This is a genomic window from Sorangium sp. So ce834, assembly GCF_051521425.1.
Lineage (GTDB): Bacteria > Myxococcota_A > Polyangia > Polyangiales > Polyangiaceae > Sorangium > Sorangium cellulosum_D.
In genome coordinates this window covers 342,175-367,458 of sequence record NZ_CP150351.1, presented here as the reverse complement: position 1 = coordinate 367,458, position 25,284 = coordinate 342,175, and the positions used below count along the sequence as shown (strand labels likewise).

Below are 25,284 nucleotides of genomic sequence, written 5' to 3'. Positions count from 1 at the left end.
TGGTGGCAGGAAAATCGATGGTCGCGCCGAGCCTCGAGCGGCACCTCTTGAACCACGGCCTGGCGATGGCGCTCCTCTCGTGGAACCTGCACGTGTTCCAGCCGGCGCTGGCGCTCCGCCGGCTGGGCCTCTACCGGCCGGCGACGCTCGGCGAGCGGCCGGAGGCGGGCGCGCCGCGGGGCGGCGGGCGGGATCTCTCGCTGCGGCACGCGCAGCCGGTGCTGCTGCCCGGCGAGCCGGAGGGCTACGAGAGCGTGCGGGCGTTCGACGACGTGGCCCACCTGTACGAGGCCGTGGTGCGGCCGTTCTCGGAGCCCATCGTCGACGAGACGGTGGCCCTGATGCGGCCCTACCTCGCGCCGAGCGCCCGGATCCTCGATCCCTCCGCCGGGACGGGGCAGGCGGCGATCCGGCTGTCGCGGCTCGTGCCGGAGGGGGAGGTCGTCGCGGCCGATCTGTCGCGGGGGATGCTCGAGCAGGCCCACGAGGGCGCGCGGCGCGCGGGCTGCGGCAACATGGCGTTCTTCCAGGCCGACGTGGCGCGGCCGCCGGCGGCGTTCGCGGGGTACTTCGACGCGATCTTCTGCTGCCTGTCGTTCCACCACTACCCGGACGGCGCGGCCGCCGCCCGGGCGTTCCGCGGCGCGCTCGCGCCCGGCGGGAGGGCGTTCGTCGCCGACGCCGGCCCCGCGTGGTTCGTCGAGCTGGCGCGCCCGATCTCGGTGCTCGCCGATCCCGGCTTCGTCCGGCACCGGACGGGCGAGGAGTTCCAGCGCCTCTTCCTCGAGGCGGGCTTCTCGTCGGTGTACTGGATCGAGGCGCTGCCGGGGATCGGCGTCACCATCGCGTCCGCGTAGCCGCGGCGGCGCCCGGCGGCACGCGCGCCGGGCCCCGGCGCGCGTGCCTGGTCCTCCGGATCACCACGCGATCGTCAGGGACGCGGGCTGGCTGGTGTGCGCTCCGTTCGAGGCCGTCACCTGATAGACGCCGAACGGATACTCCTCCTCGATCAGGATCCTGCGCTTGTTGATCTGGGAGATGGGCGCCAGCACGTCGATACCGTTCCCGGTGATGCGGATGGTCGTCAAGCCCGGGACGAAGTTGTCGCCGATGACATAGATGGGATACCAGACGGGCATGTCGGTCCGGTCCGACGCGAACCGCAGGATGCTCGGCGGCAGGTTCGGGTTGGGCGCGGGCTCGGGGGGGCAGGTGGTGACCCACGGCGGGCAGTCGCCGAGGGAGCGGTACGGATCGCGCCCGAGCAGCTCCTGAACGCGCCATTCGGAGACCAGCCGCATGCGGATCCCGTCGTAATCGGACGCCATGCTGGGGAGCGCCGGCGCCGCGGGCACCGCGTCCATGCAGCCGTCGTCTTTGGCGTGGTCGCGGCACACCGCCGTGTCGAACGAGCCGGGGGCGAAGCGAGAGATCCACTGCGCGATCGGGAGAGGCCCCGCCGGCTCGATGGCGGGGTCGAGGATCATGAGCTGTCCGCCGACCCGGACCACGGGCGCGACGTGGCCGCTCCACGACACCTCTCCGTCCGGCTCGTTCTCGGTCTGCAAGATCAGATTCCCGGTCACCCTGGCGTACCAGGGCGTCGGGTAATTCTCCTCGTGGAGGAAGTAGGTCGCCGCCGGGGCCCGCTCCTCGCAGCCGTTCTCGGGCTCGAGCCAGGGGATCCGCCGCGGGAAGCCGGGCTGAGACGGCACGGTGAGCTCCTCGAACCGCGTGTCGCGGATCAGGGCGAACCCGGCGCTCAGCTGCGCCTCGGTCCAGCTGGGAACGCAGTCGATCGGCAGGTTCGCGAGCGGGCCCTTGAGCTCGTTGTACGAGTGTGCACCGTCGAGCAGCGGGCAGCTCCCGCTTCCCTCGAGCGGCGCCGTCCCATCGGACCGCTCGATGTCGAGATCCGGCGCGGCATCGGCGCCCTCGTCGCCGCCGCAGGCCGAGGGGGCAATGGCCATTGCCGCGACACAGAACAATTTCGCCAAGGCAAGATACGACGGTCTCATCGATTCAATCTCCCTGCATGCGCGACACGAACCGCCACGAGAGCCTGGCTCCCATGGGGGACCGGACGGTTACCTGGGTGAATGCGGGCACCCCGGTCGCCCTTCGCGCGAACCGCGCCCGACCGCGTCGTTTTCCTGCTGTGCGCGCCCCGGCGTCGCGAAGATCGACGCCCATCGGGTGAGCTCGCTCGAACATGCAGGGTCGAGCTCGCTCCAGCGCGGTTGCCCGGGTCAGCGGTCGAGCGCGTCGACGTGCGGCGAGAGCACCTCGGCGATCCAGCTCATCACCGCGCGCACGCGGCGCGGCACGCTCCTGCCGTGGGTGTGGAGGAGCGAGACCGGCATGGGCGCGCAGGTGAGGGCGGGCAGGACCTCGACGAGCGCGCCCGCGGCGAGGCTATTGGCGACCCTCCCTGCCCGCGGCGCCTGGATGATGCCGAGGCCCGCCACGCACGCTGCGAGGTAGGCGTCGGCGCTGTTCACCGTCACCACGCTGCGCATCGGCCGCTCGCGGTAGCCGCCCTCGTGCGGGTACTCGAACGACGGCGCGTCGGTGCCGAGCGTCGACTCGTAATGGACGACGAGGTGCCGATCGAGATCCTCGAGCCGGCGCGGCGTACCGCGCTCGCGCAAGTACGACGGGCTCGCGCAGTTGGTCATCCGCAGGGCGCCGAGCCTCCGGCCGACGAGCCCCGCGTCGCCCGGGGCGCCGATGCGCAGGACGCAGTCGAAGCCCTCGCGGAGCGGCTCGACGCGCCGATCGGTCGTGCTGAGGAGCACCTCGAGCCCCGGGTGGCGCGCGAGCAGCTCGGGCAGGCGCGGGATGATGACATCGCACGCGAAGCGCACCGGCAGATCGATCCGCACGCGCCCGCGCAGGGCCGTCGCCGCCTGGAACATCGCGCCGACCTCGTCGGCCTCGAGCGCGAGACGCCGCGCCCGCGGGAGGAGCTCCTCGCCGTCGGGCGTGAGGCGCACGACGCGCGTCGAGCGCTGGAGGAGCCGGGTGCCGAGCTCGGCCTCGAGGGCCGAGAGCCGCAGCGACACGCGCGCCTTGGGCATGCCGAGGTGCTCGCCCGCGCGCGTGAAGCTCCCGAGCTCGGCCACCTTCACGAAGATCTTCAGCGACTCGATGTCGACGCTCATTGTTTCGGATGACGAAACAGTGTGTCGGAATCCCGGGCCTTTCTCAACCGGGCTCGGCTCGCTATCCATGACCGCAGACAGCGGCGAGTGGCCGCGTCTCCACCGAAAGGACCCGACCATGACCACATCGAAGCAGAGCCCCGTCGCCCTCGTCACCGGCGGGAGCCGCGGGCTGGGAAAGAGCATGGCGCTCCACCTCGCCGATCGCGGCGTGGGCGTCATCATCACCTACCGCGGCGGCGCGGCCGAGGCGGCGGACGTGGTGAAGCAGATCGAGGCCAAGGGGGGCAAGGCGGCGGCCCTCGCGCTCGACGTCGCCGACACGCGCGGCTTCGGCGCGTTCGCCGAGGCCGTGAAGGCGGAGCTCGCCGGCCGCTTCGGGCGCGATCGCCTCGATTTCCTGGTGAACAACGCCGGCATCGGCGTCCACGCGAGCTTCGCCGAGACGACGGAGGAGCAGTTCGACGCGCTCGTGAACGTCCACCTGAAGGGGACGTTCTTCCTCACGCAGAAGCTCCTGCCGCTCATCGCGGACGGGGGGCGGATCCTGAACGTCTCGTCGGGGCTCGCGCGGTTCAGCTTGCCCGGGTACGCCGCCTACGCCGCCATGAAGGGCGGCGTGGAGGTGCTCACCCGCTACCTGGCGAAGGAGCTCGGGCCGCGGAAGATCTCGGTCAACGTGCTCGCGCCGGGCGCGATCGAGACGGACTTCGGCGGCGGCGCCGTGCGCGACAACGCCGAATTGAACAAGATGATCGCCTCCCAGACCGCCCTCGGCCGGGTCGGCCTCCCCGACGACATCGGCGGCGTGGTCGCCCTGCTCCTCTCGCCCGAGAGCCAGTGGATCAACGGCCAGCGCATCGAGGCGTCCGGCGGCATCAATCTCTGAGGCGCGCCCCGTCGGGCGAGCCGTGAGCCGTCGCCTCGTCAGGGGGTCCGGCGCGGTCGCGCCTTCGCGCCCCCACGGGCGCGCGCGCCGGCGCGAGGCGCGGCGCTCGCCGGGGCGGCCTCGGGCGCGGCCGGGCGCTGCATGCGGGCGATCTCCTCGGCCATCAGCGCGGTCGCCTGCTCGAAGAAATCGCAGATGAGCCGCAGCTCGGCGAGCGAGTAGCGCGAGCAGAGCGCCGCCCAGCGCTCGCGGAACGGCGCGAAGAGCGCGCCGATCTCGGCGTAGCGCTCGACCACCGGCTCGACCACCAGCTGCCGCCTGTCGCTCGGGTGCTTCACGCGGCGCACGAACCCCGCCGCCTCCAGCCGATCGAGCACCCCCGTCACGCCGCCCGAGGTCAGCCCGGTGAGCTGCACCAGGTCGCCCGGCGTGACCGGCCCCGCCTCCGCCGCCCGCCGGAGGACGTCGAGGTACTTGTGGTCGGTGCCCTTCAGCCCGAGGCGCTCGGCGATCGCCTGGTGAAGGAGCACCGACTGCGTGCTCAGCTCGCGGCCCAGCCGGTCGCCCAGGCTGTCGATCAGCTCGCTCACCTCCTTCGCGCTCGCCCGTTTCGCGGCCATCGCCTCTCGCCTCGATCCGCCCGCACTCTACCCGAGCCGCCACCGGCTTGACAATCCGCAGTAAATATCTTACTTACTAAGAGAGTTACATCGCAAGGAGAGCTTCCATGGATCGTTCGACCGACGAAGCGGCCATTCGGCGCCTGTTCGAGGCCCTGTGCGAGGCGTGGGCGCGCGAGGGCGCGCGCGCCGTCGACGCGTTTTACACGCCCGACTCCGACTACGTGACGTTCGACGGCTCGTGGCTGCGCGGCCGCGCGGAGAACCGCAGGGTGCACGAGGAGCTCTTCGCCGGCGTGCTCGCCGGCACGCGCCTGGTCGGCGAGATCGAGAGCGTGCGCTTCCTCGGCCCGGACGCGGCCGTGGTCGTCAGCACCGGCGCGGTGCTGTGGCCCTGGCAGAAGACGGCGCCCCCGAGCCGGCTGTCGCGGCAGACGCTGGTGGTGGTGCGGGGCGACGACGGGCGCTTTCGGGTGGCGTCGTTCCAGAACACCCGGGTGCGGCCCCTGCCCCCGTCCGGGAGCCTGTCCATGCGCCTCTTCGCGGCCGTGATGCGCTGGCGCCTCGCCCTCTGGCGACGGCGCCACCCCGAGGCCCTCGCGGCCTGAGCGCCGAGGTCGATGGCGTGACGAGCGCCCGCGGGCGCGGGCGTCGATACGGCCCCTTGCCGGCGCGACCGCGGGTCGGCAGGGCGCGAGCTCCGGCGCGCCTCGAACGACCTACGCCGTAATGCGGCTCATGCGGCCAGCAGCTTGTCGCAAAAGAGCTGGAGGACGCGGTCGAGCGCGGCGCGCGTCGGCTCGCCCGGAGCATCGATCAACGCGCCGGTGAGCACCGAGTGATGCTTCTTGAGGGGGCCTTCGGGGTGCCCGTCGGCTTGCTCCAGCTCCACGGCGACGAAGCCGTCGCCGAGGCGCTCGCGGAGGAATTGGAAGCGCTCCTCGGGCACCAGCGGATCCCCCTTGAAGCGGAGCCCGATGACCCGGAGGCCCTCCCGGTCGCAGCGCTGCGCCACCGCGTCGAGGGTCGCAGGAGCGCAATCGACGGATCGCCGCCGGCTCTCGGTGAGCCCGAACGGGAGCGACGGCTGCGACATGACGGGCGCCAGCACCCGGGGGTCCGCCGCCATGGCGAGCGCGAACCCGCCGGTGAAGCACATCCCCACGACGCCCACGCCCGGCCCGCCGCAGCGCTCGTGCTCCGACGCTGCGAGGGCGCGGAGCCAGTCGACGACCGGCGAGGAGCGCCCCGTCGCGAAGACGGTGAACTCCTTGCTGACGCAGGCCTTGGCCATGGTCGAGAGCGCGTAGAGCGCGCCCGACAGCCTGGATGGCTGCAGCGGGTCGCGGCCGGCGGTCCCGAAGAGGTCCGGCAGCACGGCCGTGCAGCCGAGCGCCACGACCCGGTCGGCGAACCCGAGCACCTGGGGAGAGATGCCCGGCATCTCTGTCAGCACGAGGACCGCGGGGCCCTTCCCTTTCCGATAGACGTCGCGCGTCTCCCCCTGATGCGTGATGCGCTCGCGCTGGAAGGTGGCGAGATCGCCCTCGGGCGCCTTGGGTTTGCTCGGTGTGGTCACGGCGTCACTGCATCACAGCATGCGTGCGCGGTAAAGCCCCTCAAGCCGGTGTGGCCGCGCTGGCAACACAGCCATGCCCTCCCCAGCGCTACCGCCGCCGTCGGGGGGAGCGATAGTGGTCACGGGAACAGGGAGCCGCAGGCCGACGCGCGGAGAGCCACGTGCTCGCCCTCCCACACGCTCAGCGCCGCCGAGAACAGCAGGCTCTGCCCGGCGTCCAGCTCCAGCCGGAAGCAATCGTCGAGGCCGCAGCCCAGCGCCATGATGTAAAGAGGTGTGACTCCTATGCAGATGCGCTGCCGACGTGCCTGAATTCTCCGCCTATCCTCTCTCGCGCGGTGCTCCACCTGCATGATGGGAGCGATACCTCGACAAGGCGGCCTCCACGCCCGATCTCGGGCTGCTCAGGACAGGGATTCCGAGATGTCGAACGAGCTCGGCAGCGGGAGCCATCGACGCCTGCGCCAGCAGCACGAGATCGCTCGGGAGCGCGGTGGTCTCGATGGTCCTGGCGATCTCGCCGAGATAGCCGGGGTGGTCACCCGTCTCGAAGAGCCGCCACGCTCGCTCGCACAGCGTCTCTACGACGTCGATCGAACGCTTCGCGTCCGACGCTACCTGATGCAGCAACGCCACGGTCGGCTGGAATGTGCTCTGGAGCGCGGCCAGGACGACGATCCGGCGGCCGCTCGCGACGGCTTGCTCCGCCATCGGGCGATCGATCCGCGTCACCACGCAGCCGTCGACGGGCACCGCCTCTGCCACGCCGCCGAGGGTCGAGCAGGTGCACACGATCACCCGCGCGCCGTCGCCGGCGAGCCCCTGTACGACCGCGGCCGTGGCCGAGCGGACGCTGTCGGTGATCGCGCCGGCCGCCAGCGCATCCGCGAGGAGGCTCTCCTGAACCTCATGCCGAACCGGGATCGCGTCGTCCACCGCCCGAACGAGGCGGCTGAAGGTCTCGACGTGGACGCGGGCCGTGTGGATGAACGCGAGCATGTCTCTCCCTCGGGGTCACAGGGTGATAACGATCTTCCCACACGCCCGTCCCTCCCCGAAATAGCGAAACGCGTCGGCGATCTCAGCGAGCGGGTAACAGCGATCGATGACGGGCATTACCTTCCCAGCTCGAAACAGCTCCGCCAGGACAGCCAGATCATGGTTTGCCTTCGCCGCCAGGATGCGCATCTTCTTTCGCTCGCGCCTGGAGATCCAGGGACCGAGCAACAAGAGCTCGAGGATTCGACCGACGGATCCCCCGAGCATCACATAGGTCCCCCCCGGGCTCAGCGCACGCGCATAGTCGAACATCGATCGATGCGCCGCGGCGTCGAGGATCAGATCGTACGTTTTGCCATTCTCCGCGAAGTCTTCTCTCGCGTAATCGACGACGTGATCCGCGCCGACCGAGCGCATCGTCTCCAGCTTTTCCGCCCGGTCCACGCCGGTGACCTCGGCGCCGAACGACTTCGCGATCTGGATCGCGAACGTGCCGACCCCTCCACCCGCGCCGTTGATCAAGATCGTCTGCGCGGGCCGGATCGCGCCCTCATCGCGGAGCCCCTGCAGGGCCATGGCGCCCGCCTGGGGGATGGCTGCGGCCTGCTCGAACGTCATCCCGGCCGGCTTGAGCGTCAGCGCGCTCTCGCTGGCGCGCGCGTACTCTGCAAAGCCGCCCCAGCCACACTGGCAGAGATCCCCGAACACCTCGTCGCCTGGGCGGAACCGGGTCACGTTCTTGCCCACCGCCTCGACCTGTCCCGCGATGTCCGCGCCAGGGACCCTGTGCTTGGGTTTGAACAGGCCCCAGAAGCGAAAGAACACCGGCGTTCCGGTCACGAGATCCCAGTCCCAGGAGTTCACGGACGCCGCGCGAACTCTCACCAGGACCTCGTCGTCCCCGATCTCCGGCACGGCGATGTCCGCGAGCCTCAGAACGTCGGGCGCGCCGTACCGGTCGTAGACGATGGCCCTCATGTCGCCTCCGCCGGCGCGGCGAGGCGCGCCCCTGCGCGCAGCAGCGCCGGACCACCCTCGGTGACGGCTGGCGGGCATCGCGAGAGCGGCGTGATGGGACGGTTCATGCCGAGGATTCTACTCATCCCTTCGTCACGACCGCCACCCGGCGCGGCAGGCCGGCACCGGCGGCGGCCCGCGCTCGAGCGACACGGCCGGGAACCTCCGGCCCACCCCGCTGTCGATCGCCCCATCCCACGCCGGCGGACCTGCGTTCATGCGCGGCCCGCCGCGCCACGACCGGAGGCCCCCGTGCGAAGCTCCCTCCCCCGCGGCCGCGCTGCGCTCGCCGCGATCGCCGCCCTCGTCCTCGCGCTCTCGAGCTGCGCCGACAGCGCCTCGCCGCCCGCCGCCCCGGGCGCGCACCGGCGCGGGTCCGACCCCGCCGCATCGCGCGCCCAGCCCGCGGAGCCGGCCCCCGCCACCGCGGCGCGCCGCCCCGCGGCCGCGCCGATCCGGCTCACCGCCGCCGACGGCACGGGGCTGCGCCTCGTCGCCCTCACCGGACGCGCCGTGATCGAGGCGCCGCTCGCGTTCACCGAGCTGCACCTCACCTTCGAGAACCCCGAAGATCGCGCGCTCGAGGGCACCTTCCGCGTCACCCTGCCGCCCGGCGCGAGCCTCGGCCGCCTCGCCATGCGGCTCGGCAGGCGCTGGCAGGAGGGCGAGGTCGTCGAGCGACGGCGCGCGCGCGAGGCGTACGAGGACTTCCTCCACCGCAAGCAGGATCCGGCGCTGCTCGAGCAGGCGGCGGGCAACGAGGTGACCGCGCGGGTCTTCCCCATCCCGCCGCGCGGCGTGAAGGAGATCGTCCTCGCGTACTCCCAGGAGCTCCGCCCCGACGCCCCCTTCACCGTTCCCCTGCGCGGCCTGCCCGCCGTGAGCTACCTCGATCTCGAGGCCACGGTCGCGGGCGCCGCCGCGCCGATCCACGCGCTCCACCGGACGGACGCGGCGCCCGACGCCGACTTCGTGGTGGAGCCCGCGCGCCTCGCGCCGACGGAGGCGCACGGCGGCCTGCGCAGCGGCGAGCTCGCGCTGGCCCGCGTGCGCCCGGCCGTGGAGTCGCGGCCCGATCCGCTCGCCTCCGCCGTCGTCCTCGTCGACACGAGCGCCTCGCGGGCGCTCGATCTCGAGGAGCAGCTCGGCCTGCTCGCGGCCATCGCGCAGGCGGCCGCGCGCGCGGGCGGCCCGGGCGCGCCGCTCACCGTCGCCTGCTACGACCAGACCGTCACCCCCGTCTTCGACGGCGCGGCCTCGGCGTTCGGCGAGGCGGAGCTCCGGCGCATCCGCGAGCGGAAGGCGCTCGGCGCCTCGGATCTCTCGCGCGCGCTCCGCTGGACCGGCGAGCGCGCGCGCGCCCGCGGGCAGCGGCGCGTGGTGCTCCTCTCCGACGGCGTCGCCACCGCGGGCGAGGTCGCGCCGGGCGCCCTGCGCGGCGCCGCGGCGGCGCTGCGCGACGCGGGCGTCGAGCGGCTCGACGCGGTCGCGCTCGGCGGCCTTCGCGACGACGTCGTCCTCCGGCAGCTCGTCACGGCGGGCCTGCCCCGCGACGGCGCCATGATCGACGGCGCCCGCGGCGTCGCCGAGCTCGAGCGGCGCCTCTCGTCGGCCACCCGCTCGGGGATCGCGGTGAGCGTCGAGGGCGCGCGCTGGGTCTGGCCCCGCACGCTGGACGGCGTGCAGCCCGGCGACGAGGCGCTCGTCTACGCCGAGGTGCCGGCCGAGCTACCGGTCCGGATCACGGTGGACGGCCGCACCACCGCGCCCGATCTCCGCGGCGTGGAGCGCCCGCTGCTCGAGCGCGCCTGGGCCCGGGCGAAGATCGACGGCCTGCTCGCCGGCGACGCCGCGCCCGGCGGCCAGGACGCCCTCCGCAGGCAGATCGTCGACCTCTCGATCGCGCACCGGGTGCTGAGCCCGTACACCGCGCTGCTCGTGCTGGAGACCGAGGGCGACTACGAGCGCTTCGACATCGCCCGGCGCGGCCTCGCCGACATCCTGACCGTGGACGGCGGCCGAATCGCCGTGCAGAGGCGCTCGTGGCCGCCGGCCGACAAGCCGCAGGGCGCCGCGCAGCCCGCCGGCGCGCGCGCCGACGCCGCCGCCGGCGAGGCCGCGGCCCTGCGCCCGCCGCCCGCGCCGCCGGCGCCTCCTCCCGGCGCGCGCGAGGAGTCCTTCGGCGCGGGCGGGCTCGGGCTATCGGGCATCGGCGAGGGCGGCGGCGGCCGCGGCGAGGGCATCGGCCTCGGCTCGATCGGCACCGTGGGCCACGGTGCCGCCGCGCCCGCGCCGTCCGCGGGCGCCGGCGACGGCTTCGGCAGCGGGCACGGCCGCCTCGGCGGCCACCACCGGGCCGCGGCGCCCTCGGTCCGCATGGGCGCAACCCAGGTGAGCGGCCGCTTCCCGCCCGAGGTGATCCAGCGCATCGTCCGCCAGAGCTTCGGCCGCTTCCGCCTCTGCTACGAGCGCGGGCTCGAGCGGAGCCCGCGCCTGCAGGGCCGCGTCGCCGTGCGCTTCACCATCGACCCGAGCGGCGCGGTCGTGAACGCGCGCGACGGCGGGTCCGATCTGCACGACGGGGCCGTGGTCTCCTGCGTGATCCGCGCCTTCTATGGGCTGAGCTTCCCTCGGCCCGAGGCGGGAAGCGTCGACGTGGTGTACCCGATCCATCTGGCGCCTCCGGACGCCGCGGCCGCGCCGCAAGCCGCCCCCGGCGCCTCCGCGCCGCAAGCCGCCCCCGGCGCAGCCGCGCCGCCGGAGCCGCCGGTCCAGCCGTACACCGGCCGCTTCGCGCGGATCCACGACCTCCTCGCCCACGGCGACGCGCAGGCCGCGGCGCGCGACGCCTCGGCCTGGCACGCCGACGCCCCCGGCGACGTGCTCGCGCTCGTCGCGCTCGGCGAGGCGCTCGAGGCCGCGGGCGATGCGCCGGGCGCCGCCCGCGCGTACGGCTCGCTCATCGACCTGTTCCCGGCGCGCGCGGACCTCCGCCGCTTCGCCGGCGCGCGCCTCGAGCGCCTCCCGGCCGACGCGGGCCTCGATCTGGCGGTGGACACCTACGAGAAGGCGCGCGAGCAGCGCCCCGACCACCCCTCCAGCCATCGCCTGCTCGCGTTCGCGCGCCTCAAGCGGGGCGAGCACGCCGCCGCCTTCGACGCGCTCGCGGCGGGCCTCGCGCGCCGCTACCCGCCGGGGCGCTTCGCCGGCGTGGAGGGCATCCTGCGCGAGGACCTCGGCCTCGTCGCCGCCGCGTGGCTCAAGGCGGATCCGGCGCGCCGCTCGGACATCCTGGCCCGGCTCGCGAAGGCCGGCGCCGCCCTCGACCGCGCGCCGTCGCTCCGCTTCGTGCTGACCTGGGAGACCGACGCCAACGACGTCGATTTCCACATCCGGGACGACCGCGGCGGCCACGCCTACTACGCGAGCCCGGCGCTGCCGAGCGGCGGGCGCCTCCACGCCGACGTCACCACCGGTTACGGCCCCGAGTGCTTCACCATCCGCGCGCCCCGGGACCGGCGGGCCAGCCGGTACACCCTGCAGGCGCATTACTATGCGCGCGGCCCGATGGGCTATGGCATGGGCAAGCTGCAGATCGTCGATCACGACGGCAAGGGCGGCCTGAGCTTCGAGGAGCGGCCCTTCGTGATCATGAACGACCAGGCGTTCGTGGATCTCGGCGCCGTCGCGCGCTGACGCGCCGACGACGTCGAGGTGCCGCGGGAGGGTCACGACCGGCGGAGGATGACCGTGTCGTCTTCCTGGCTCAGCCGGTACGCGCCGTCCTCGGTCCGACACCGCGCGGCGTGCCCGCGGATCTTCTCGTCGAGCGCGCGCGCCTCGCTCTCCGTCATCGCGGCGAGCTGCTCGGCGGAGATGCAGTCCGCGAGCACGAAGAAGCGACAGAGCGTGACCATCTCCTCGAGCGTCTCCGCCGTGTAGGCGTTGTGGCTCCCCACCACGTCGAACGCGATCTGCTTGTCTCGCAGCGTCTTGATGAGCACGGAGCTGTCGATGACGGTCGACGTGAAGTCGCGGTGCATCTCGTAGTTCTGCCCCCGGTCGGCGCCGAGGACGATGGCGCAGTACCCCGCCGGCTTCGCGAACGAGAGCAGCCTGTCGATGAAGCCGCCCCACGCCGCGAGGGGCACGTGGTAGAGCATGTGGGAGCAGAGGACGAGATCGTAGCGGCGCGGCGACTCGAACCTCTCGAAGGTGTCGCGGAAGATCTCGGCGCCGGCCGGCGCGGACGCGCCGAGCTGCGCCTCGTTCGGCTCGATCAGGGTCATGGCGCCGAACCAGGGGGCGAGCCGCGCCGCGACGGCGCCGGGGCCGGCGCCGACGTCGAGCAAGGACGGCCTCTCGGGCAGGTCGGGGACGATGCGCTGCCGGACGGCGTCCGCGATGTTCTCCGGGTGCCTGGAGGTCGCGGAGAGGAGGCGGAACGCGGTGGCGTAGTCCTGGGGCGACAGGGTGATCTGCATGGTGCATCTCCTTGGGCGAGGGGGGTTCGGTCTGGCTCGGGCGGCTGTGAGGTGAGCGCGACCGCCCCGGCAACACGGGCGGTCGCGCTCAGCAGGCCGCGACGCGATCGCGTGCCTCGCGGAGAGAGGGTACTTGCGCGAGCCGCGATCGCCCTAGGGATCTGAGCGCAAGGAACGGCGAGCCCCGCCACGGGCCACGGGAGCCGGTCTTGTCCGCTTGCCAGTGTGGGTCGCGATCTCGAGCGTCCAGAGGTGGACGGCGTCACGGCGCAGCCTGGCGCGCGCGCTCGGGTCGGCTTCAGGACCCGACGGCGCCCCGGGCGACCCGGCGGGCGGCCTCGAGCTGGGCAACGGCGTCAGGTCCTTGCGGCTCACGCCCTCGGCCTCGGCGCCCCTGATCAGGGCGCCTTCACCTCGACGGGGACCGCGGAGCTCGTCCCGGCGCCGTCGCCAAGCTGACCCAGGGTGCCTCTGCCCCAGCACAGGACCTGGCCAGGGCCCGTGGGGCCGCACGCCCCCTCGACGATCGCGCACGTGTGGAAGAAGCCGGCGCTCACCGCGACGACCTTGGCGAGCGGGGTGCCGTCGCCGAGCACGACGGGCTCCATGCGCGCATGCTCGCCCATCATCGACGTGCTGCGACCGAGCTGCCCTTGCTCGTTGCTGCCACGGCAGCGGAGCTGTCTTTGGGCGTCGATCGCGCAGACGAAGACGTAGCCGGTGGACATCGGGCCCCAGACCCCCGGGATCGCAGCCGCCGTCCCGGCCGGGGGAGCCTCGGCGCCGTGCTGACCTGAGCTGTTGTTCGTCCCCCAGCAGAAGAGGCCTCCCACGTCGTCGCGCGCGCAGCCGAAGTTCGTGCCGTAGGAGATCTCGGAGAAGGGCAGCGTCGCTCCCGCCTCGATGAGCGGCATATGCGCGCTGTAGTTCACGCCGCCCTGGGAGCTGGCGGAGGTGTTCGTGAGGATATAACCGCCGCCGAGCGCGCCCCAGCAACGCAGCCCGTCCTCCGCGGCCCCGGTCGAGGAGCAGCTGCCTATCGAGCCGATGCCCCGCGCGAGGACGGCCTTCGGACCCGCCGCCGCGGTGAAGTTGAACGCTCTCACCGGGACGAGGCTCTCCTCGCCGCTCGCATCCGGCCCGAGGCTCGAGAACAGGTTGGCCCCCCAGCAGTAAATGCTGCTGGTCGAGGTGAGCGCGCACGCCGAGTACCACTGTGGCGCGATCTTGCGCACGAGCAACGGGGCCGTACCGTCATTGACGATCGCCGGGACGTCATGGGCCATCGAGTCCTTGGCGCCGTTCGCGAGGATCCCGGTCTCGTTGTTTCCCCAGGCCCAGAGTCGGAGCTGGCTGTCGATCGCGAAGGTCGCCCGCTCGGTCAACGCGATCTGCGTGATCGTCGCCGTGCCGAGCGACGCGGGGAAGAGCACTCTCACCGGCGTGCTCGAGGAGACCGCCATCGCCTGCGGGACACCCAGCTGGCCGAACGAGTTGTCCCCCCAGCAGTAGAGAGAGCCGTCATGCCGGATCGCGCACGTATGGCTGTCGCCCGCAGCCACCATGATGGCGTCGGCGAGCGTGGGGCTGTCTGGCGGGATCTGGCATCCAGGATCACCACCGCCCCCCCCGCCGGACGCGCCCCCACCGGACGCGTCCCCGCCGCCTCCCCCGGACGCGTCCCCGCCGCCCCCGCCGGCGCCTACGCCGTTCTGCGCATCGGTCGGACCGCCGCCCGTTCCGCCACCCGCGCCGCTGTCCGAGAAATGCCGGTCGGGAGCGGAGCATCCTGCCCCCGCAGCGAGGGTGGCGGCGACGACGAGAAAGGAGCAGAAGTTCGGTCGCGTCTGGGTGTTCCTCTTCATCTCGAGCATCCGGCTACACCCCCACCGTCCTTTACGGAGCCTTACCGCACGGAGGACAAGAAGTCCAGTTGGGCCTGCTCACCGATGTCCCCGCTTTCCCGGAGGCCTCAGGAGCGCTGCGGTACGCGCACGCCGAGCGCGGGCGACGGAGACTCCGGCCCCGGAACCGCGGGCGACACCGGAGGTGGATGAATCACGCGCCGCCCTGCTCCCGGTCTGGACGCCCGCGCGCATGATCCGGACATGGGACAGCGAGCACGGCGTCTGCGCGGCGGAGCGCGCACCAGGAGGGGGAGCAGGGAGCAGCCGAATATCGTGATCATCATGGGAGACGACATCGGCTGGTTCAACCTGAGCGCGTACAACCGGGGAATGATGGGCTATGAGACGCCCCACATCGACCGCATCGCGCGCGAAGGGATCCTCTTCACCGACTACTACGGACAGCAGAGCTGCACCGCCGGGCGCGCCGCCCTCATGACGGGCCAGACGCCGCTCCGGACCGGCCTCACCAAGGTCGGCATCCCGGGCGCGAAGCGGGGGCTCAGCGACGAGGATCCCACGATCGCCGAGATCCTCCAGCCGCTCGGCTACGCCACCGGGCAGTTCGGCAAAAATCACTTCGGCGACCGCGACGAATACCTGCCCACGATGCACGGCTTCGACGAGTTCTTCGGCAACCTCTACCACCTGAACGCCGAGGAGGAGCCCGAGCACCCGGACTACCCCAGAAACCCGAGGTTCCGCGAGAAGTTCGGCCCGCGCGGCGTGGTCCACAGCTGGGCCGATGGCCGTGGCGGGCAGCGGATCGAGGACACGGGGCCGCTCACCCGCAAGCGGATGGAGACCATCGACGAGGAGGTCCTCTCCGCCACGCTGGGCTTCATCGAGCGCGCGCACGAGGCGGAGAGGCCCTTCTTCGTCTGGTTCAACACCACGCGCATGCACATCTGGACACACCTCAAGCCCGAGGCCGCGGGCAAGACCGGGCTCGGCGTCTACGCCGATGGCATGGTCGAGCACGACGGGCACGTCGGGCGGCTGCTCTCGGCGCTCGACGATCTCGGCGTCTCCGGGGACACCCTCGTCATCTACACGACCGACAACGGCGCCGAGTCGTTCAGCTGGCCCGACGGCGGGACCACGCCGTTCAGGGGCGAGAAGAACACGCAGTACGAAGGCGCTTATCGCGTGCCTTGTCTCGCGCGCTGGCCCGGCGTCATCGCGCCCGGCCGGATCGACACCTCGATCGTCGCGTCCGAGGATTGGCTCCCCACGCTGGCCGCGGCGGCGGGCGTGCGCGACGTGAAGAAGCGGCTCCTCAGGGGCTACCGCGCCGGCGACAAGACGTTCCGGGTCCACCTCGACGGCTACGATCAGACGGCGCTGCTCTCCGGCGCCGGCCCGAGCGCGCGGCGCGAATTCTTCTACGTGAATGACGAGGGGCAGGTCGTCGCCCTCCGCTACGATCGCTGGAAGGCCGTCTTCGCCGAGCAGCGCGCCCAGGGGCTCCTCGTCTGGCAGGATCCCTTCGTGCCGCTCCGCCTGCCCAAGCTCTTCGACCTCCGGGCCGATCCCTTCGAGAGGGCCGATCAGGGCAGCATCCTCTACGACAAGTGGCGCATCGACCATGCCTTCGTGCTCATCCCGGCCCTCGCCTTCGCCAGGAAGTTCGTGGCCTCGTTCCAGAAGTTCCCTCCCCGGCAGAAGCCGGAGACGTGGAACCTGGACACCATCCTCCAGCGCATGCAGCGCACCTCCGATTGAACGACCGCCAGACATGACAGGGAGCATCTGCTCGCGGGCGATCCGAGGCACCCCCGACAGATGATACGCGCGGCAGCAGAGTGGTCATTGGCCGGCAGGCGGCTGCCAAAGCTCTACCTTGTTTCCTTCCGGATCGATGACCCAGGCAAACTTCCCGTACTCGGAATCGTCGATCTTCTCGAGGACGTTGCAGCCTTCTTCGCGCAAGACCTTGACGAGGGCGTGGAGGTCCTCGACCCGATAATTGATCATGAACGTTGAAGCGCTGGGCGCAAATTGGTCGCCTTGCGCCGGAGCGATGGACCAGACGGTCGTTCCGGCGACCGGCTTACCTTCACCGTCGGTCCAGGTAAAAGCCGTGCCACCCCATGCTTGGACATCGATCCCGAGGTGCCGCTTGTACCAAGCCTGTAGCGCCGGAGCGTCTTTGGCTTTGAAGAAGATGCCGCCGATGCCAGTGACTCGCTTCATAAAAAAAACTCCAAGGACGGGTGATGGTGGGGGGGGGGGAGATTGTGGTTTCTGCGATCTGCCGCCTGAGCCGAGCCGGGCCGCGGAGCGGCGGCGTCGCCGACGATCTGTCAGCTATCACTCCATGGGTTGGCGGATGATGGTTTTCCACTTGGCCGGGTCGGCGCGACGTATGTCGCTCAGATACACCTCGTGGTGCTTTCCCGCGAGCGCCGAGCGCGCATCGATGAAATCATGCACTCGCTGGATGGTCGGCCCTTCTTCCGTGAAGGGACCAACGTGAAGTATCTGAGCACATGTCCCTTCGGTGAAGCTCTCCAGCCTGAGCGCGTCCACCGCGGGGAGCGCCTTCTTTCGCCTCACCTCCGCCATGGCCGCGTGAATCACCGCCTCCTCCACGAAGTGAGGCTGCATGATCATCATCGTCCACTTCCACCTTGACCTATCGTTGGAGGTGAAGACGGACATGTCATCCGACCACCAGAGGCCTTCGAGAGGCATGACCGCATAGTCAATCCCTCGCGCCCCCTTCTTCACCATGAACTTCGCCGTGTAGGAGACGGAGAATAGCGCTTCCACTGCCTCGACATACGCCTGCGACGTGTTGGGGTCGCCCTCGCCGTCGATCATGAGGAACCGGAATGTCGGCACTTCGACCTGGACCACCTCCTTCGCGGATGCCTGGTAGAGATGTTTGAGCTCCTTCTTGAGATCGACTTTCGACACGAATGCACCTGATGATGTGCTAGCGGTCAGCCGCCCGGCGGCAAGCGAAGCCCGTGCGCCGCAGCGGCGCGTTGGGCAGCAGCTCCGCCGACGGACGCAGCGCTGCGGCCAGGACATTGTCGACGTCGCTCATGACGCAGGGAGCTTACCGCAAGTTCGGCCGGGTCACGAGCCGGGCCCGCCTCGGCGCCGGTCCTGGGCGAGGGGCCGTGGCTCGCGGCGGCCAGGCCGGCGACGGCGGCGAGCCCCAGCGAGGCGGACGAGGCGGCGGGGGCGCACCGGGCGGCGCGCTCTCGAGGAGGAAGGCGGCGTGGGGCTGCTGCAGCAGGTGGACCTCAACGTGTAACCCACCCCACCGTCGGCACGAGGGGCTCAGCCTTCGATCGCTCGACGCGGCGCTCGTGCTGGCTGGGCGACGCGCGCCGCCTTCGCGTCGCTAGAGCTCTTCCACCGTGCTGTGCTCGTAGTACTCGATCAACTCGCGACCTGTCTGGCTCAGGCCTGCCTGGGCGTTGATGTACGGCAGGGCGTCTCGCACGGCCTTCATCGTGGTGGCGATCGCCCGGCCCTCACCCACGACGAGGGCCGTGTGGTGCTCCACCGCCCGCTTGGGGTCCGTGACGTGGCGGAAGAGCTCCTGGATACGCGGAATGTGGACGCGCCCGCGCGTGCCAAAGGTCTTGATGCGCTCCTCCGTCACGCGCCCCACGCCACCATACATGAAGATGCTGCCCTCCCGCGCGTTGGTGCACGGACGCAAGAAAGCGCACGTCCCGGGCTTGAGATCGCCGTCGACCGCGCCCCAGCTGTTGTCCTTGCCGACCTCCTTGGCCAGGATCTGATGCTCCGTGATCCTGGCCCCGGGGTGCATGACGCTCTTGGCCCAGACGCCGCAATGAAAGAGGTCGACCTCTTCTCGGTCGTCATCGAACATGTTGTTCCAGTCCCCCAGGACCGGAACCAGGCCGGACGCGCATTGCAGCATGTACATGCCCATCCAGCCCGCGATGTCCGTCTCACACGCGGCGGGCAAGAGCTTGTCCGAGAGCATGCTCATGCACGTGCACGGCATGACCCCGACCGTCCCGCCGATCTGGTACTTCTGCATCTCCGTCCAGCAGCGCACGGCGATGCCGTCCAGGTCGTTGTCGCGGATGAAGCGGTCAAAGACCACGCCCATGCGCGCGATGGCGTCCAGCGAAGGCGGCGGGACGTCGACCGCGCCAAAGTGGGCGCGGATCTCTTCGCGCTTGTCGGAGAGCTGCGCCGCATCGACCTGACGCATCTGCCGATCCAGGGCGATCAGCTCCAGCCCCACCGTGCTCAACCCCATGTGCCCCAAGAGCTCCGTGGAGACGTGGGTGACCGTTTGAAAGGCGTCCGGCCCCGACCCCACCAGCCCCAGGCGAACGCCGCGGCCGCGACGCCGAAACTTGGAAGCCAGGACACACGTGGCATAGAACGCCTGCAAATCCCGCGCGAAGTCGGCAGAGCGCACCGACTCGCAGTGCTTCGTCGTCAAGGTGTAGGGGTAGCCGATGTGGCGCAGGGCGTTGGCCGCGGAAAAACGACCACAAGCGCCGTCACGACGGCCCCGCTCCCCCATCCTCCCCTGGCCGCGCACGTCCGGCTCCGTGTGGATCAGGACCGGGATGTTCAGATCCGCGAGGCGCAGGAAGTCCCGAATGCCGTTCTCATCGGAGAAATTGTACATGGAGCAGATCACGCCGATGGCGCCAGCGCCGTCGACGCCCTGCCGATGCTCCTGAGCCATCCCCGCAGCGCGCTTGGCGTCCGCGTAGGACTCCACGTTCCCTAGATCTACGTACTTGACGTGCTCTCCGAGCAGCGCCTCCACGACCGCGGCCGTGGCCCGCGCGCCCTCCACCGCGAACTCCGTGGGAAAGAACCCCCGGTTGCCCATGAAACCCAGAATGACCGGCTTGCGCGTCTCCATCACACACCCCTCGCCAAGTCCGATGCGGTCCGTGGACCGCGTTTGATTTGTCCAACGCCCCTGCACCTGCCGCCACCCGCGACGATGGACGAGCGCCCCCGTCTAGCCCTCGGGCTTCGCGCACGTCTACAGCGGATAGGACAGGCGACCGCGTCCCGCGACGTCGAGATTCTCGGAGCCGACCTGTAACGGCAGGATGAAGCTCGCCGCCATGATCATTCTTTTACAGAACGGCGGCGAGGGTGGGGCGAGCTGGAACGCGCCGGGGAGGCCGTTCGCTCGCCCTATCGATTTATCGAATCCACCGATTGACGATGTTTTCGTACAGCTCCTGCTGACCGCTGGTGAGCTTGACCTCACCGCCGGCGTTGCCGATCTCGGCCAGCTGCTCCAGCGTGAGCTTCCCGTGCTCGAACTCCGCGCCCTTGCCGTTGTCGAACGACGCGTAACGGGTCTTGCGCATCGACTCGAGCGGCGACTTGCGGATCAGGTCGTCGGCGATGATGAGCGCGCGGGCGAACACGTCCATGCCGCCGATGTGGCCGTGGAAGGTGTCGATCAGATCCGTCGAGTTGCGGCGGCGCTTCGCGTCGAAGTTGACGCCGCCACCCTGGAACCCGCCGCTGCGGAGCAGGATGAGCATCATCTCCACCGTCTCGTTGATGTTGTAGGGGAACTGATCGGTGTCCCACGCGTTCTGATAGTCGCCGCGGTTCGCGTCGATGCTGCCGAGCATGCCGGCGTCCGCGGCCACCTGCATCTCGTGCTCCATGGTGTGGCCGGCGAGCGTCGCGTGGTTCGTCTCCAGGTTGAGCTTGAAGTCCTTGTCCAGGCCGTGCTGGCGCAGGAACCCGATCACGGTCTCGGCGTCGAAGTCGTACTGGTGCTTGGAGGGCTCCATGGGCTTGGGCTCGATGAAGAAGGTCCCCTTGAAGCCCCGGGCGCGCGCGTAGTCGCGAGCCATGCTCAAGAAGCGAGCGAAGTGCTCCTTCTCGCGCTTCATGTCCGTGTTCAGGAGGCTCATGTAACCTTCGCGGCCGCCCCAGAACACGTAGTTCTCGCCGTTCAGCGCGATCGTGGCGTCGAGGGCGTCCTTCAGCTGGGCGCCGGCGTAGGCCACCACGGAGAAGTCCGGGTTCGTGGAGGCGCCGTTCATGTAGCGCGGGTTGGAGAACAGGTTCGCCGTGCCCCACAGCAGCTTGACGCCAGACTGCGACTGCTTCTGCTTGGCGTACTCGACGATGCCCTGAAGGCGGCGCGACGTCTCGGCGCGGCTGTCGCCCTCTTCCACCAGGTCGATGTCGTGGAAACAGTAGTGCGTCGCGCCCAGCTTGGTGATGAACTCGAAGCTCGCGTCCATCTTCATGCGAGCGCGGGTCAGCGGGTCCTTGCCCTCGTCCCAGGGGAAGTTGATCGTCCCCGGACCGAACGGGTCGTGCCCACGACCGCAGAACGTGTGCCAGTAACACACAGCGAACTTGAAGTGTTCCTTCATCGCCTTGCCGGCGACGACGCGGTTGGCATCGTACCACTTGAAGGCGAGGGGGTTGTCGGACTCAGGCCCCTCGTAGGGGATCTTGCCAACACCGGGGAAATACTCTTTGTTTCCAATCACAACGGTCATGGACGGCTCTCCTGCTCGTGGCTTGCGTGCGCCTTCGTCAGGCCCGGACCAGACGCACCACGGGGTCGACGGATCATCACGGCGGCCTTGCACCGGCCTGCATCACGTGGTCCGAAAGTAAGTTAGCACTATTTACTAAGTCCGTCCAGCCCTTTGATCAGCGCGCCGTCGAGCGCTTCGTTGCGCGCCGCGCAAGCCGCCGCGTCGACGCGCGCGCGCGGACGCAGGCGGACACGACAGGGCCGGCGAGGTGCTCTTCCCCGGCACGGAGCGCGGCGTGCCGGGGTGGAGCGCGGGGGTCCTCCGCGTCAGGCGTGGCTCGCGATGAAGCGGGCCGTCGCCTCGGGCGACGAGAGGATCGCCCACTGGCGATCCGGGTAAGAGAAGTTCGTGGCGAACGCGTCGGCCAGCGGCTGGCTGCGCGAGGCCGCGGCGAGGAGCGCCAGCGCGTGGTCCGGCGGCGGCAGGAGGAAGGCGTTCGTCCAGTCCGTGGCCGGCCGGAGCGCCTCCCAGAGGCGGTCCTCCAGGTCCGCGCAGAACGCCTCATCGAACGCGGCGCCGGCGGCGGCCTGCCCCGCGATCCGCTCGGCGGCGAGCCACGCCGCCAGCGTGGCCATGTTCGCGCCCTGGCCCGTGATCGGATCGTGGGTGATGTGGAGATCGCCCAGCGCGAGCGCGAACCTGCCGCCGCCGAGGGGCGCGTACGCGCGCCGCACGAGCGGCGTCACGGCGCCGGTCAGGTAGTCGCGCGGGCTGGCCACGCCGAAGCTCGCCCGATCGACGCGCTCGGCCGTGAGCGGCGCGTGCGCGAGCACCGCGTCGAGCAGCGCCGCATCGAACCGCGCCGGATCGTCCTCGTAGCGCATCCGCGTGATCGGCTCGAGCGCGCCGCCGGGGATCGCCTCGATCAGCAGCGATGGCGCGACCCCGCCGAGCGTGAGGTACTGGTTCTCGAAGATCTCGCCGTGCCCCGGGGAGAGCTGGAACATGAACTCGAGCCGCTCGGGCATGCGGAGCCCGCGGACGATGCCCGCGAAGAGCCGCCGCTGGGGCCCGGCGTGCGGGCTGCGCTCGGGGACCCTCGGGAAGAGGTCCGAGAGGCCCGCGCGGCCCGTGGCGGCGACCACGAGGTCGTGCCCCGCGGCGAGGTCGCGGATGCCGGCCGCGTCGAGCGAGGCCTTCACCACGCGGCCGCCGCGCGCGGCGAAGTCCTCGAGCAGCCGGGGCAGATAGACGCGCATGTCGATGAAGAGCGCATGATCCGGGAGGTGGCCGACGAAGCCGAGCGGCGGATCGGCCGCCACGCGCAACCGGACGATGCGGGTGGCGTGCTCGGCCCCCTCCCAGTGCGCGACGCCGAGCGCCCGCTGGCGCGCCCGGGTCGGCGGGGAGAGCGCGACGGTGCTGGGCAGGCGCCCCGCCCGGATCTCGTCCGGCGTGCGCTCTTCGTAGAGGTGCACGTCGAGGCCCTCCTTCTGGAGGTGCAGCGCGAGGTGCAGGCCGGCCATGCCGGCGCCGACGATTGCAATGGTGGGCATCCTTGTCCTCCTCGTCCTTCTCACCCGTGGGGTGCGAGCTTCACGGCGAGGTCCGCCGGGCTCTCGACGCCCCGACCGCGGCGACGTCGCGGGAGCGGATCGCGGCGGCGAAGGCGCCGCGCGCGGCGGCCCTATTTCCAGAGGACCACACCGCTGCGCGGAATGCGCGTGTCGATCTCGAGGGATGCCCTGAATTCCTCCTCGGCGGCCTCGATCGGCCGGCTATTGTGGAGGAGCACAGTAGAGCGGCCCACCGTCGTCGGGAGGGGGATGTGTGGAATCGACGCCGAGGAGCAGCGGTCGCTCATGCGTCAACCTGGATCGCCCATGCCTCGACCCGGGTCGGCTCGCTGGACCGCTTCGGGTTGGGTCAACCGGTCTGGCGCTGGAGCTCGCGCCGCCGTCCACGGCATGGCACGCTCCGGCGCGCGCCGGTGGATCCGGCCACCGATCGGAGAACGACATGATCACGCTCTATGGCTTCGGAAGAATTTTCCCCGAGGGGATCGGCGAGACGAAAGACCTCCGGGCGCAGTGGGCGCTCGAGGAGACCGGGCTGCCGTATCGAGTCCACGCGCTCGACCACACCGCCGGCGAGCTCGACAGCGACGCCTACGGCCGCATCAGCCCCTTCCGCCAGGCGCCGGTCATCGACGACGACGGCTTCGTGGTGGCCGAATCTGCCGCGGTGGTGCTCTACCTGGCGGAGAAGTCCGGCAAGCTGATCCCGGGCGACGTCCAGGGCCGCACCCGCGTCGTCCAGTGGTGCTTCGCCGCGGTCAGCACCGTCGAGCCGACCCTGGTGTGCCTCGACGTGATCGGGATATTCGACAGCGGCAAGGCCGCACCCAAGCTCCACACGGAGGTGCCCAAGCTCGCCCGCCGCTGGCTCGGCGACGTCGAGCGCCGCCTCGAGGACCGCGAGTGGATCGCCGGCGCCGACTTCACGGCGGCCGACATCATGATGGCCGGCGTCCTGCGCAGCATCCGCAAGACCGACCTGATGGATCCCTTCCCGAGGCTCAAGGCCTACTACGAGCGGTGTCAGGCCCGCCCGGCGTGGCAGCGCACCCTTGGCCTCTACGCCGAGCGACTCGGCGTGAGCGTCGACGACGTCCGTTAGGACACCGAACGGGTTGAAACCCCGAGAGAATGAACCACAGAGGCGCAGAGGGCACAGAGTGAAGAGAATTTAAAATTCCTATTTCTTCTCTCCCCTCTGTGCCCTCTGTGGCTCTGTGGTTCGAATCTCTTCATTCTCGGGCGTTTCAAGCTGATCGGTGCTCTAGCGCATGTGCTCGATGTCTTGCGGCATGACCACCCAGCCGTGCATTCGCTCTTCATAGACCGAGAACGTTGGACCGGGGAAGGCCGGGTCCGCGAAGGCTCCCACCGGGATGGCGATCATGTCCTCGTGCCCGGCCATCGTGTAATAGACGGTGGCGCCACATTCAGGACAGAACGTGAAGGTGCTCTTCGTCCCTTCGTCTCCGATTCGAACGAAGTCCTTCCCGTGACCCTTCACCTTCACGTCCTCGCGCCTGAACCTGGCCTGGGCGCCAAAGACACTTCCGGTCCTTCGCTGGCAGGCCAGGCAGTGACAGACGGACACGCGGATCGGCTCGCCTTCGACTTCGGCCGACAACTCGCCGCAGCTGCAGCTCGCGAGGCGATTTCTCATCATGGTGCTCGGGTGGATTGCGTCGCCTGACGACGCCGAGCGGCTCGAGCGCCTTCAGGAAGAACGCCTTGCTCGCCGCATAGTCGCTGACTCCGAATACGACGTGGTCAAACATGAGGTCTCCTGAAGCGCGTGGGCCTGCGCGAGGCGGGCACCCGCATCCGGACGACACAGACATGGCTCGGCCACAAGGAGGTGCGAAGCACGATGTTCTACACCCACATCCTCGACCGCGGCGCTCTCGGCGTGATCAGCCCTCTCGACCGCTGACCGCGGCTTCCGCGTGGAGCGCCTCGAACGCCGATCCCGCCCCTCGTGCCGCCCTCACGCATCGTGGAGAGATAGCGTATCCGAAGGGTGCCCCGCCTTGTCAAGGAGACCGGCCCAGGACCGTGCGGGCCGCGGCGGACGGGCACGACGGCGAGCCGACCCCGACGCCGGACCCCAGCAACGACCGACGGCGAGGACGCGGGGACGTGGCCGACGTGGGCTGCACGGACGGCGACCACGGGATCTACGGTGCGCGAGGCGCCGTCGGCGCCCCCGGCCAGGGCATCGGGTGCATCGGCGAGGCCGGCTGCGAAGCGGACTGGGCCGCCGACGGCGACCGGGGCACGCCGCGCCAGGGCGGCCGCGGAGACGGCGGCCGCAGGGGCGGGCCCGGCGTGTGCGGCGCGGCGTCCAAGGGGGGCGCCGGGGGAGGCTCGGGCGGGACCGGCGGCTGCGGTGGCCGAGGCGGCAAGGGAGCGAGAACGGCTCCCCGAGCATCGCCCTCGCCGCGCTGCACGCCAAGGTGACCGTGTGCGACTGAAGGCAAGGCCTGTTCTACTGACCGGGTGACTAGGATCAGATTGCCATTTCCATCTCTATCAGAAACTTCCACGAAACAACACGTTCGTTTGG

The 25,284-nt window shown here is 70.7% G+C and carries 21 protein-coding genes and 2 pseudogenes; 7 read left to right on the top strand and 16 right to left on the bottom strand.

The genetic code is table 11. The features are described from left to right. Nucleotides 1-17: 17 nt before the first annotated feature. Complete coding sequence (locus tag WMF20_RS01420; protein ID WP_437610009.1) at nt 18-857, top strand: class I SAM-dependent methyltransferase; 840 nt, start codon at nt 18-20, stop codon at nt 855-857. Between the two features lie 60 nt (nt 858-917). Here WMF20_RS01420 and WMF20_RS01415 read toward each other — a convergent pair whose 3' ends face one another. Both WMF20_RS01415 and WMF20_RS01410 read right to left on the bottom strand, forming a co-directional pair. Further along, a complete protein-coding gene (locus tag WMF20_RS01415) occupies nt 918-1,970 on the bottom strand; it encodes a protein-glutamine glutaminase family protein (protein WP_437610007.1) in 1,053 nt (350 codons plus the stop codon). A 279-nt stretch (nt 1,971-2,249) separates the two neighbouring features. Next, on the bottom strand, nt 2,250-3,164 hold the full coding sequence (locus WMF20_RS01410; RefSeq protein ID WP_129572657.1) for a LysR family transcriptional regulator: 915 nt from the start codon (nt 3,162-3,164) through the stop codon (nt 2,250-2,252). A 118-nt stretch (nt 3,165-3,282) separates the two neighbouring features. On the opposite strand from WMF20_RS01410, the gene WMF20_RS01405 reads away from it, so the two are divergent. Next, nucleotides 3,283-4,053, top strand: a complete 771-nt coding sequence (locus tag WMF20_RS01405) for an SDR family NAD(P)-dependent oxidoreductase (RefSeq protein WP_129572656.1) — start codon at nt 3,283-3,285, stop codon at nt 4,051-4,053. 38 nt (nt 4,054-4,091) lie between these two features. On the opposite strand, the gene WMF20_RS01400 is transcribed toward WMF20_RS01405, so the two are convergent. Next, nucleotides 4,092-4,673, bottom strand: coding sequence for a MarR family winged helix-turn-helix transcriptional regulator (locus WMF20_RS01400; RefSeq protein ID WP_129572655.1), 582 nt, complete (start codon nt 4,671-4,673; stop codon nt 4,092-4,094). A gap of 107 nt (nt 4,674-4,780) precedes the next feature. Between WMF20_RS01400 and WMF20_RS01395 the strand changes: the two genes are divergently transcribed. Further along, a complete protein-coding gene (locus tag WMF20_RS01395; RefSeq protein WP_437610004.1) occupies nt 4,781-5,281 on the top strand; it encodes an SgcJ/EcaC family oxidoreductase in 501 nt (166 codons plus the stop codon). A gap of 128 nt (nt 5,282-5,409) precedes the next feature. On the opposite strand, the gene WMF20_RS01390 is transcribed toward WMF20_RS01395, so the two are convergent. The 4 genes from WMF20_RS01390 to WMF20_RS01375 form a co-directional block, all read right to left on the bottom strand. Continuing rightward, nucleotides 5,410-6,252: a dienelactone hydrolase family protein gene (locus WMF20_RS01390; RefSeq protein ID WP_437610002.1), complete on the bottom strand. Its 843-nt coding sequence runs from the start codon at nt 6,250-6,252 to the stop codon at nt 5,410-5,412. Between the two features lie 119 nt (nt 6,253-6,371). Next, on the bottom strand, nt 6,372-6,515 hold the full coding sequence (locus WMF20_RS01385; protein ID WP_437610000.1) for a hypothetical protein: 144 nt from the start codon (nt 6,513-6,515) through the stop codon (nt 6,372-6,374). A gap of 58 nt (nt 6,516-6,573) precedes the next feature. After that, complete coding sequence (locus tag WMF20_RS01380) at nt 6,574-7,251, bottom strand: hypothetical protein (RefSeq protein ID WP_437609998.1); 678 nt, start codon at nt 7,249-7,251, stop codon at nt 6,574-6,576. 15 nt (nt 7,252-7,266) lie between these two features. After that, entirely contained in the window at nt 7,267-8,229 is a 963-nt protein-coding gene (locus WMF20_RS01375; RefSeq protein WP_437609996.1) for an NAD(P)-dependent alcohol dehydrogenase, read from the bottom strand. A 291-nt stretch (nt 8,230-8,520) separates the two neighbouring features. Between WMF20_RS01375 and WMF20_RS01370 the strand changes: the two genes are divergently transcribed. Further along, nucleotides 8,521-11,964, top strand: coding sequence for an AgmX/PglI C-terminal domain-containing protein (locus tag WMF20_RS01370; RefSeq protein WP_437609994.1), 3,444 nt, complete (start codon nt 8,521-8,523; stop codon nt 11,962-11,964). A gap of 32 nt (nt 11,965-11,996) precedes the next feature. Here the strand turns inward: WMF20_RS01370 and WMF20_RS01365 are convergent, their stop codons facing one another. Beyond that, nucleotides 11,997-12,752 carry a class I SAM-dependent methyltransferase gene (locus tag WMF20_RS01365; protein WP_437609992.1) on the bottom strand — a complete coding sequence of 252 codons (756 nt, stop codon included), beginning with the start codon at nt 12,750-12,752 and terminating at the stop codon, nt 11,997-11,999. A gap of 398 nt (nt 12,753-13,150) precedes the next feature. After that, entirely contained in the window at nt 13,151-14,617 is a 1,467-nt protein-coding gene (locus tag WMF20_RS01360) for an RCC1 domain-containing protein (protein ID WP_437609990.1), read from the bottom strand. A gap of 243 nt (nt 14,618-14,860) precedes the next feature. Here WMF20_RS01360 and WMF20_RS01355 point away from each other — a divergent pair, with 243 nt between their 5' ends. Continuing rightward, nucleotides 14,861-16,384, top strand: a complete 1,524-nt coding sequence (locus tag WMF20_RS01355; RefSeq protein WP_437609987.1) for an arylsulfatase — start codon at nt 14,861-14,863, stop codon at nt 16,382-16,384. An 84-nt stretch (nt 16,385-16,468) separates the two neighbouring features. Here the strand turns inward: WMF20_RS01355 and WMF20_RS01350 are convergent, their stop codons facing one another. From WMF20_RS01350 to WMF20_RS01330, 5 genes are all read right to left on the bottom strand, one after another. Further along, nucleotides 16,469-16,855, bottom strand: a complete 387-nt coding sequence (locus tag WMF20_RS01350; protein WP_437609984.1) for a VOC family protein — start codon at nt 16,853-16,855, stop codon at nt 16,469-16,471. A gap of 117 nt (nt 16,856-16,972) precedes the next feature. Then, nucleotides 16,973-17,581, bottom strand: coding sequence for a GyrI-like domain-containing protein (locus WMF20_RS01345; protein WP_437609982.1), 609 nt, complete (start codon nt 17,579-17,581; stop codon nt 16,973-16,975). A 436-nt stretch (nt 17,582-18,017) separates the two neighbouring features. Next, nucleotides 18,018-19,538: an L-fucose/L-arabinose isomerase family protein gene (locus WMF20_RS01340; RefSeq protein WP_437609980.1), complete on the bottom strand. Its 1,521-nt coding sequence runs from the start codon at nt 19,536-19,538 to the stop codon at nt 18,018-18,020. Nucleotides 19,539-19,830: 292 nt separating this feature from the next. Then, nucleotides 19,831-21,162, bottom strand: coding sequence for a xylose isomerase (xylA, locus tag WMF20_RS01335; RefSeq protein ID WP_437609978.1), 1,332 nt, complete (start codon nt 21,160-21,162; stop codon nt 19,831-19,833). A gap of 308 nt (nt 21,163-21,470) precedes the next feature. After that, nucleotides 21,471-22,700, bottom strand: coding sequence for a styrene monooxygenase/indole monooxygenase family protein (locus tag WMF20_RS01330; protein ID WP_437609975.1), 1,230 nt, complete (start codon nt 22,698-22,700; stop codon nt 21,471-21,473). Nucleotides 22,701-23,163: 463 nt separating this feature from the next. Between WMF20_RS01330 and WMF20_RS01325 the strand changes: the two genes are divergently transcribed. After that, nucleotides 23,164-23,823, top strand: a complete 660-nt coding sequence (locus WMF20_RS01325; RefSeq protein WP_437609973.1) for a glutathione S-transferase family protein — start codon at nt 23,164-23,166, stop codon at nt 23,821-23,823. 162 nt (nt 23,824-23,985) lie between these two features. Here WMF20_RS01325 and WMF20_RS01320 read toward each other — a convergent pair whose 3' ends face one another. Together WMF20_RS01320 and WMF20_RS01315 are read right to left on the bottom strand one after the other, a co-directional pair. Further along, nucleotides 23,986-24,381, bottom strand: coding sequence for a GFA family protein (locus WMF20_RS01320; RefSeq protein ID WP_437617259.1), 396 nt, complete (start codon nt 24,379-24,381; stop codon nt 23,986-23,988). Beyond that, nucleotides 24,371-24,496: pseudogene (locus WMF20_RS01315) on the bottom strand (VOC family protein); the annotation flags it as partial. The pseudogene WMF20_RS01315 and the gene WMF20_RS01320, both read right to left, overlap by 11 nt. A 23-nt stretch (nt 24,497-24,519) precedes the next feature. On the opposite strand from WMF20_RS01315, the pseudogene WMF20_RS01310 reads away from it, so the two are divergent. Then, nucleotides 24,520-24,651 (top strand): annotated as a pseudogene (locus WMF20_RS01310) (integron integrase); the annotation flags it as partial. Between the last annotated feature and the right edge of the window lie 633 nt (nt 24,652-25,284).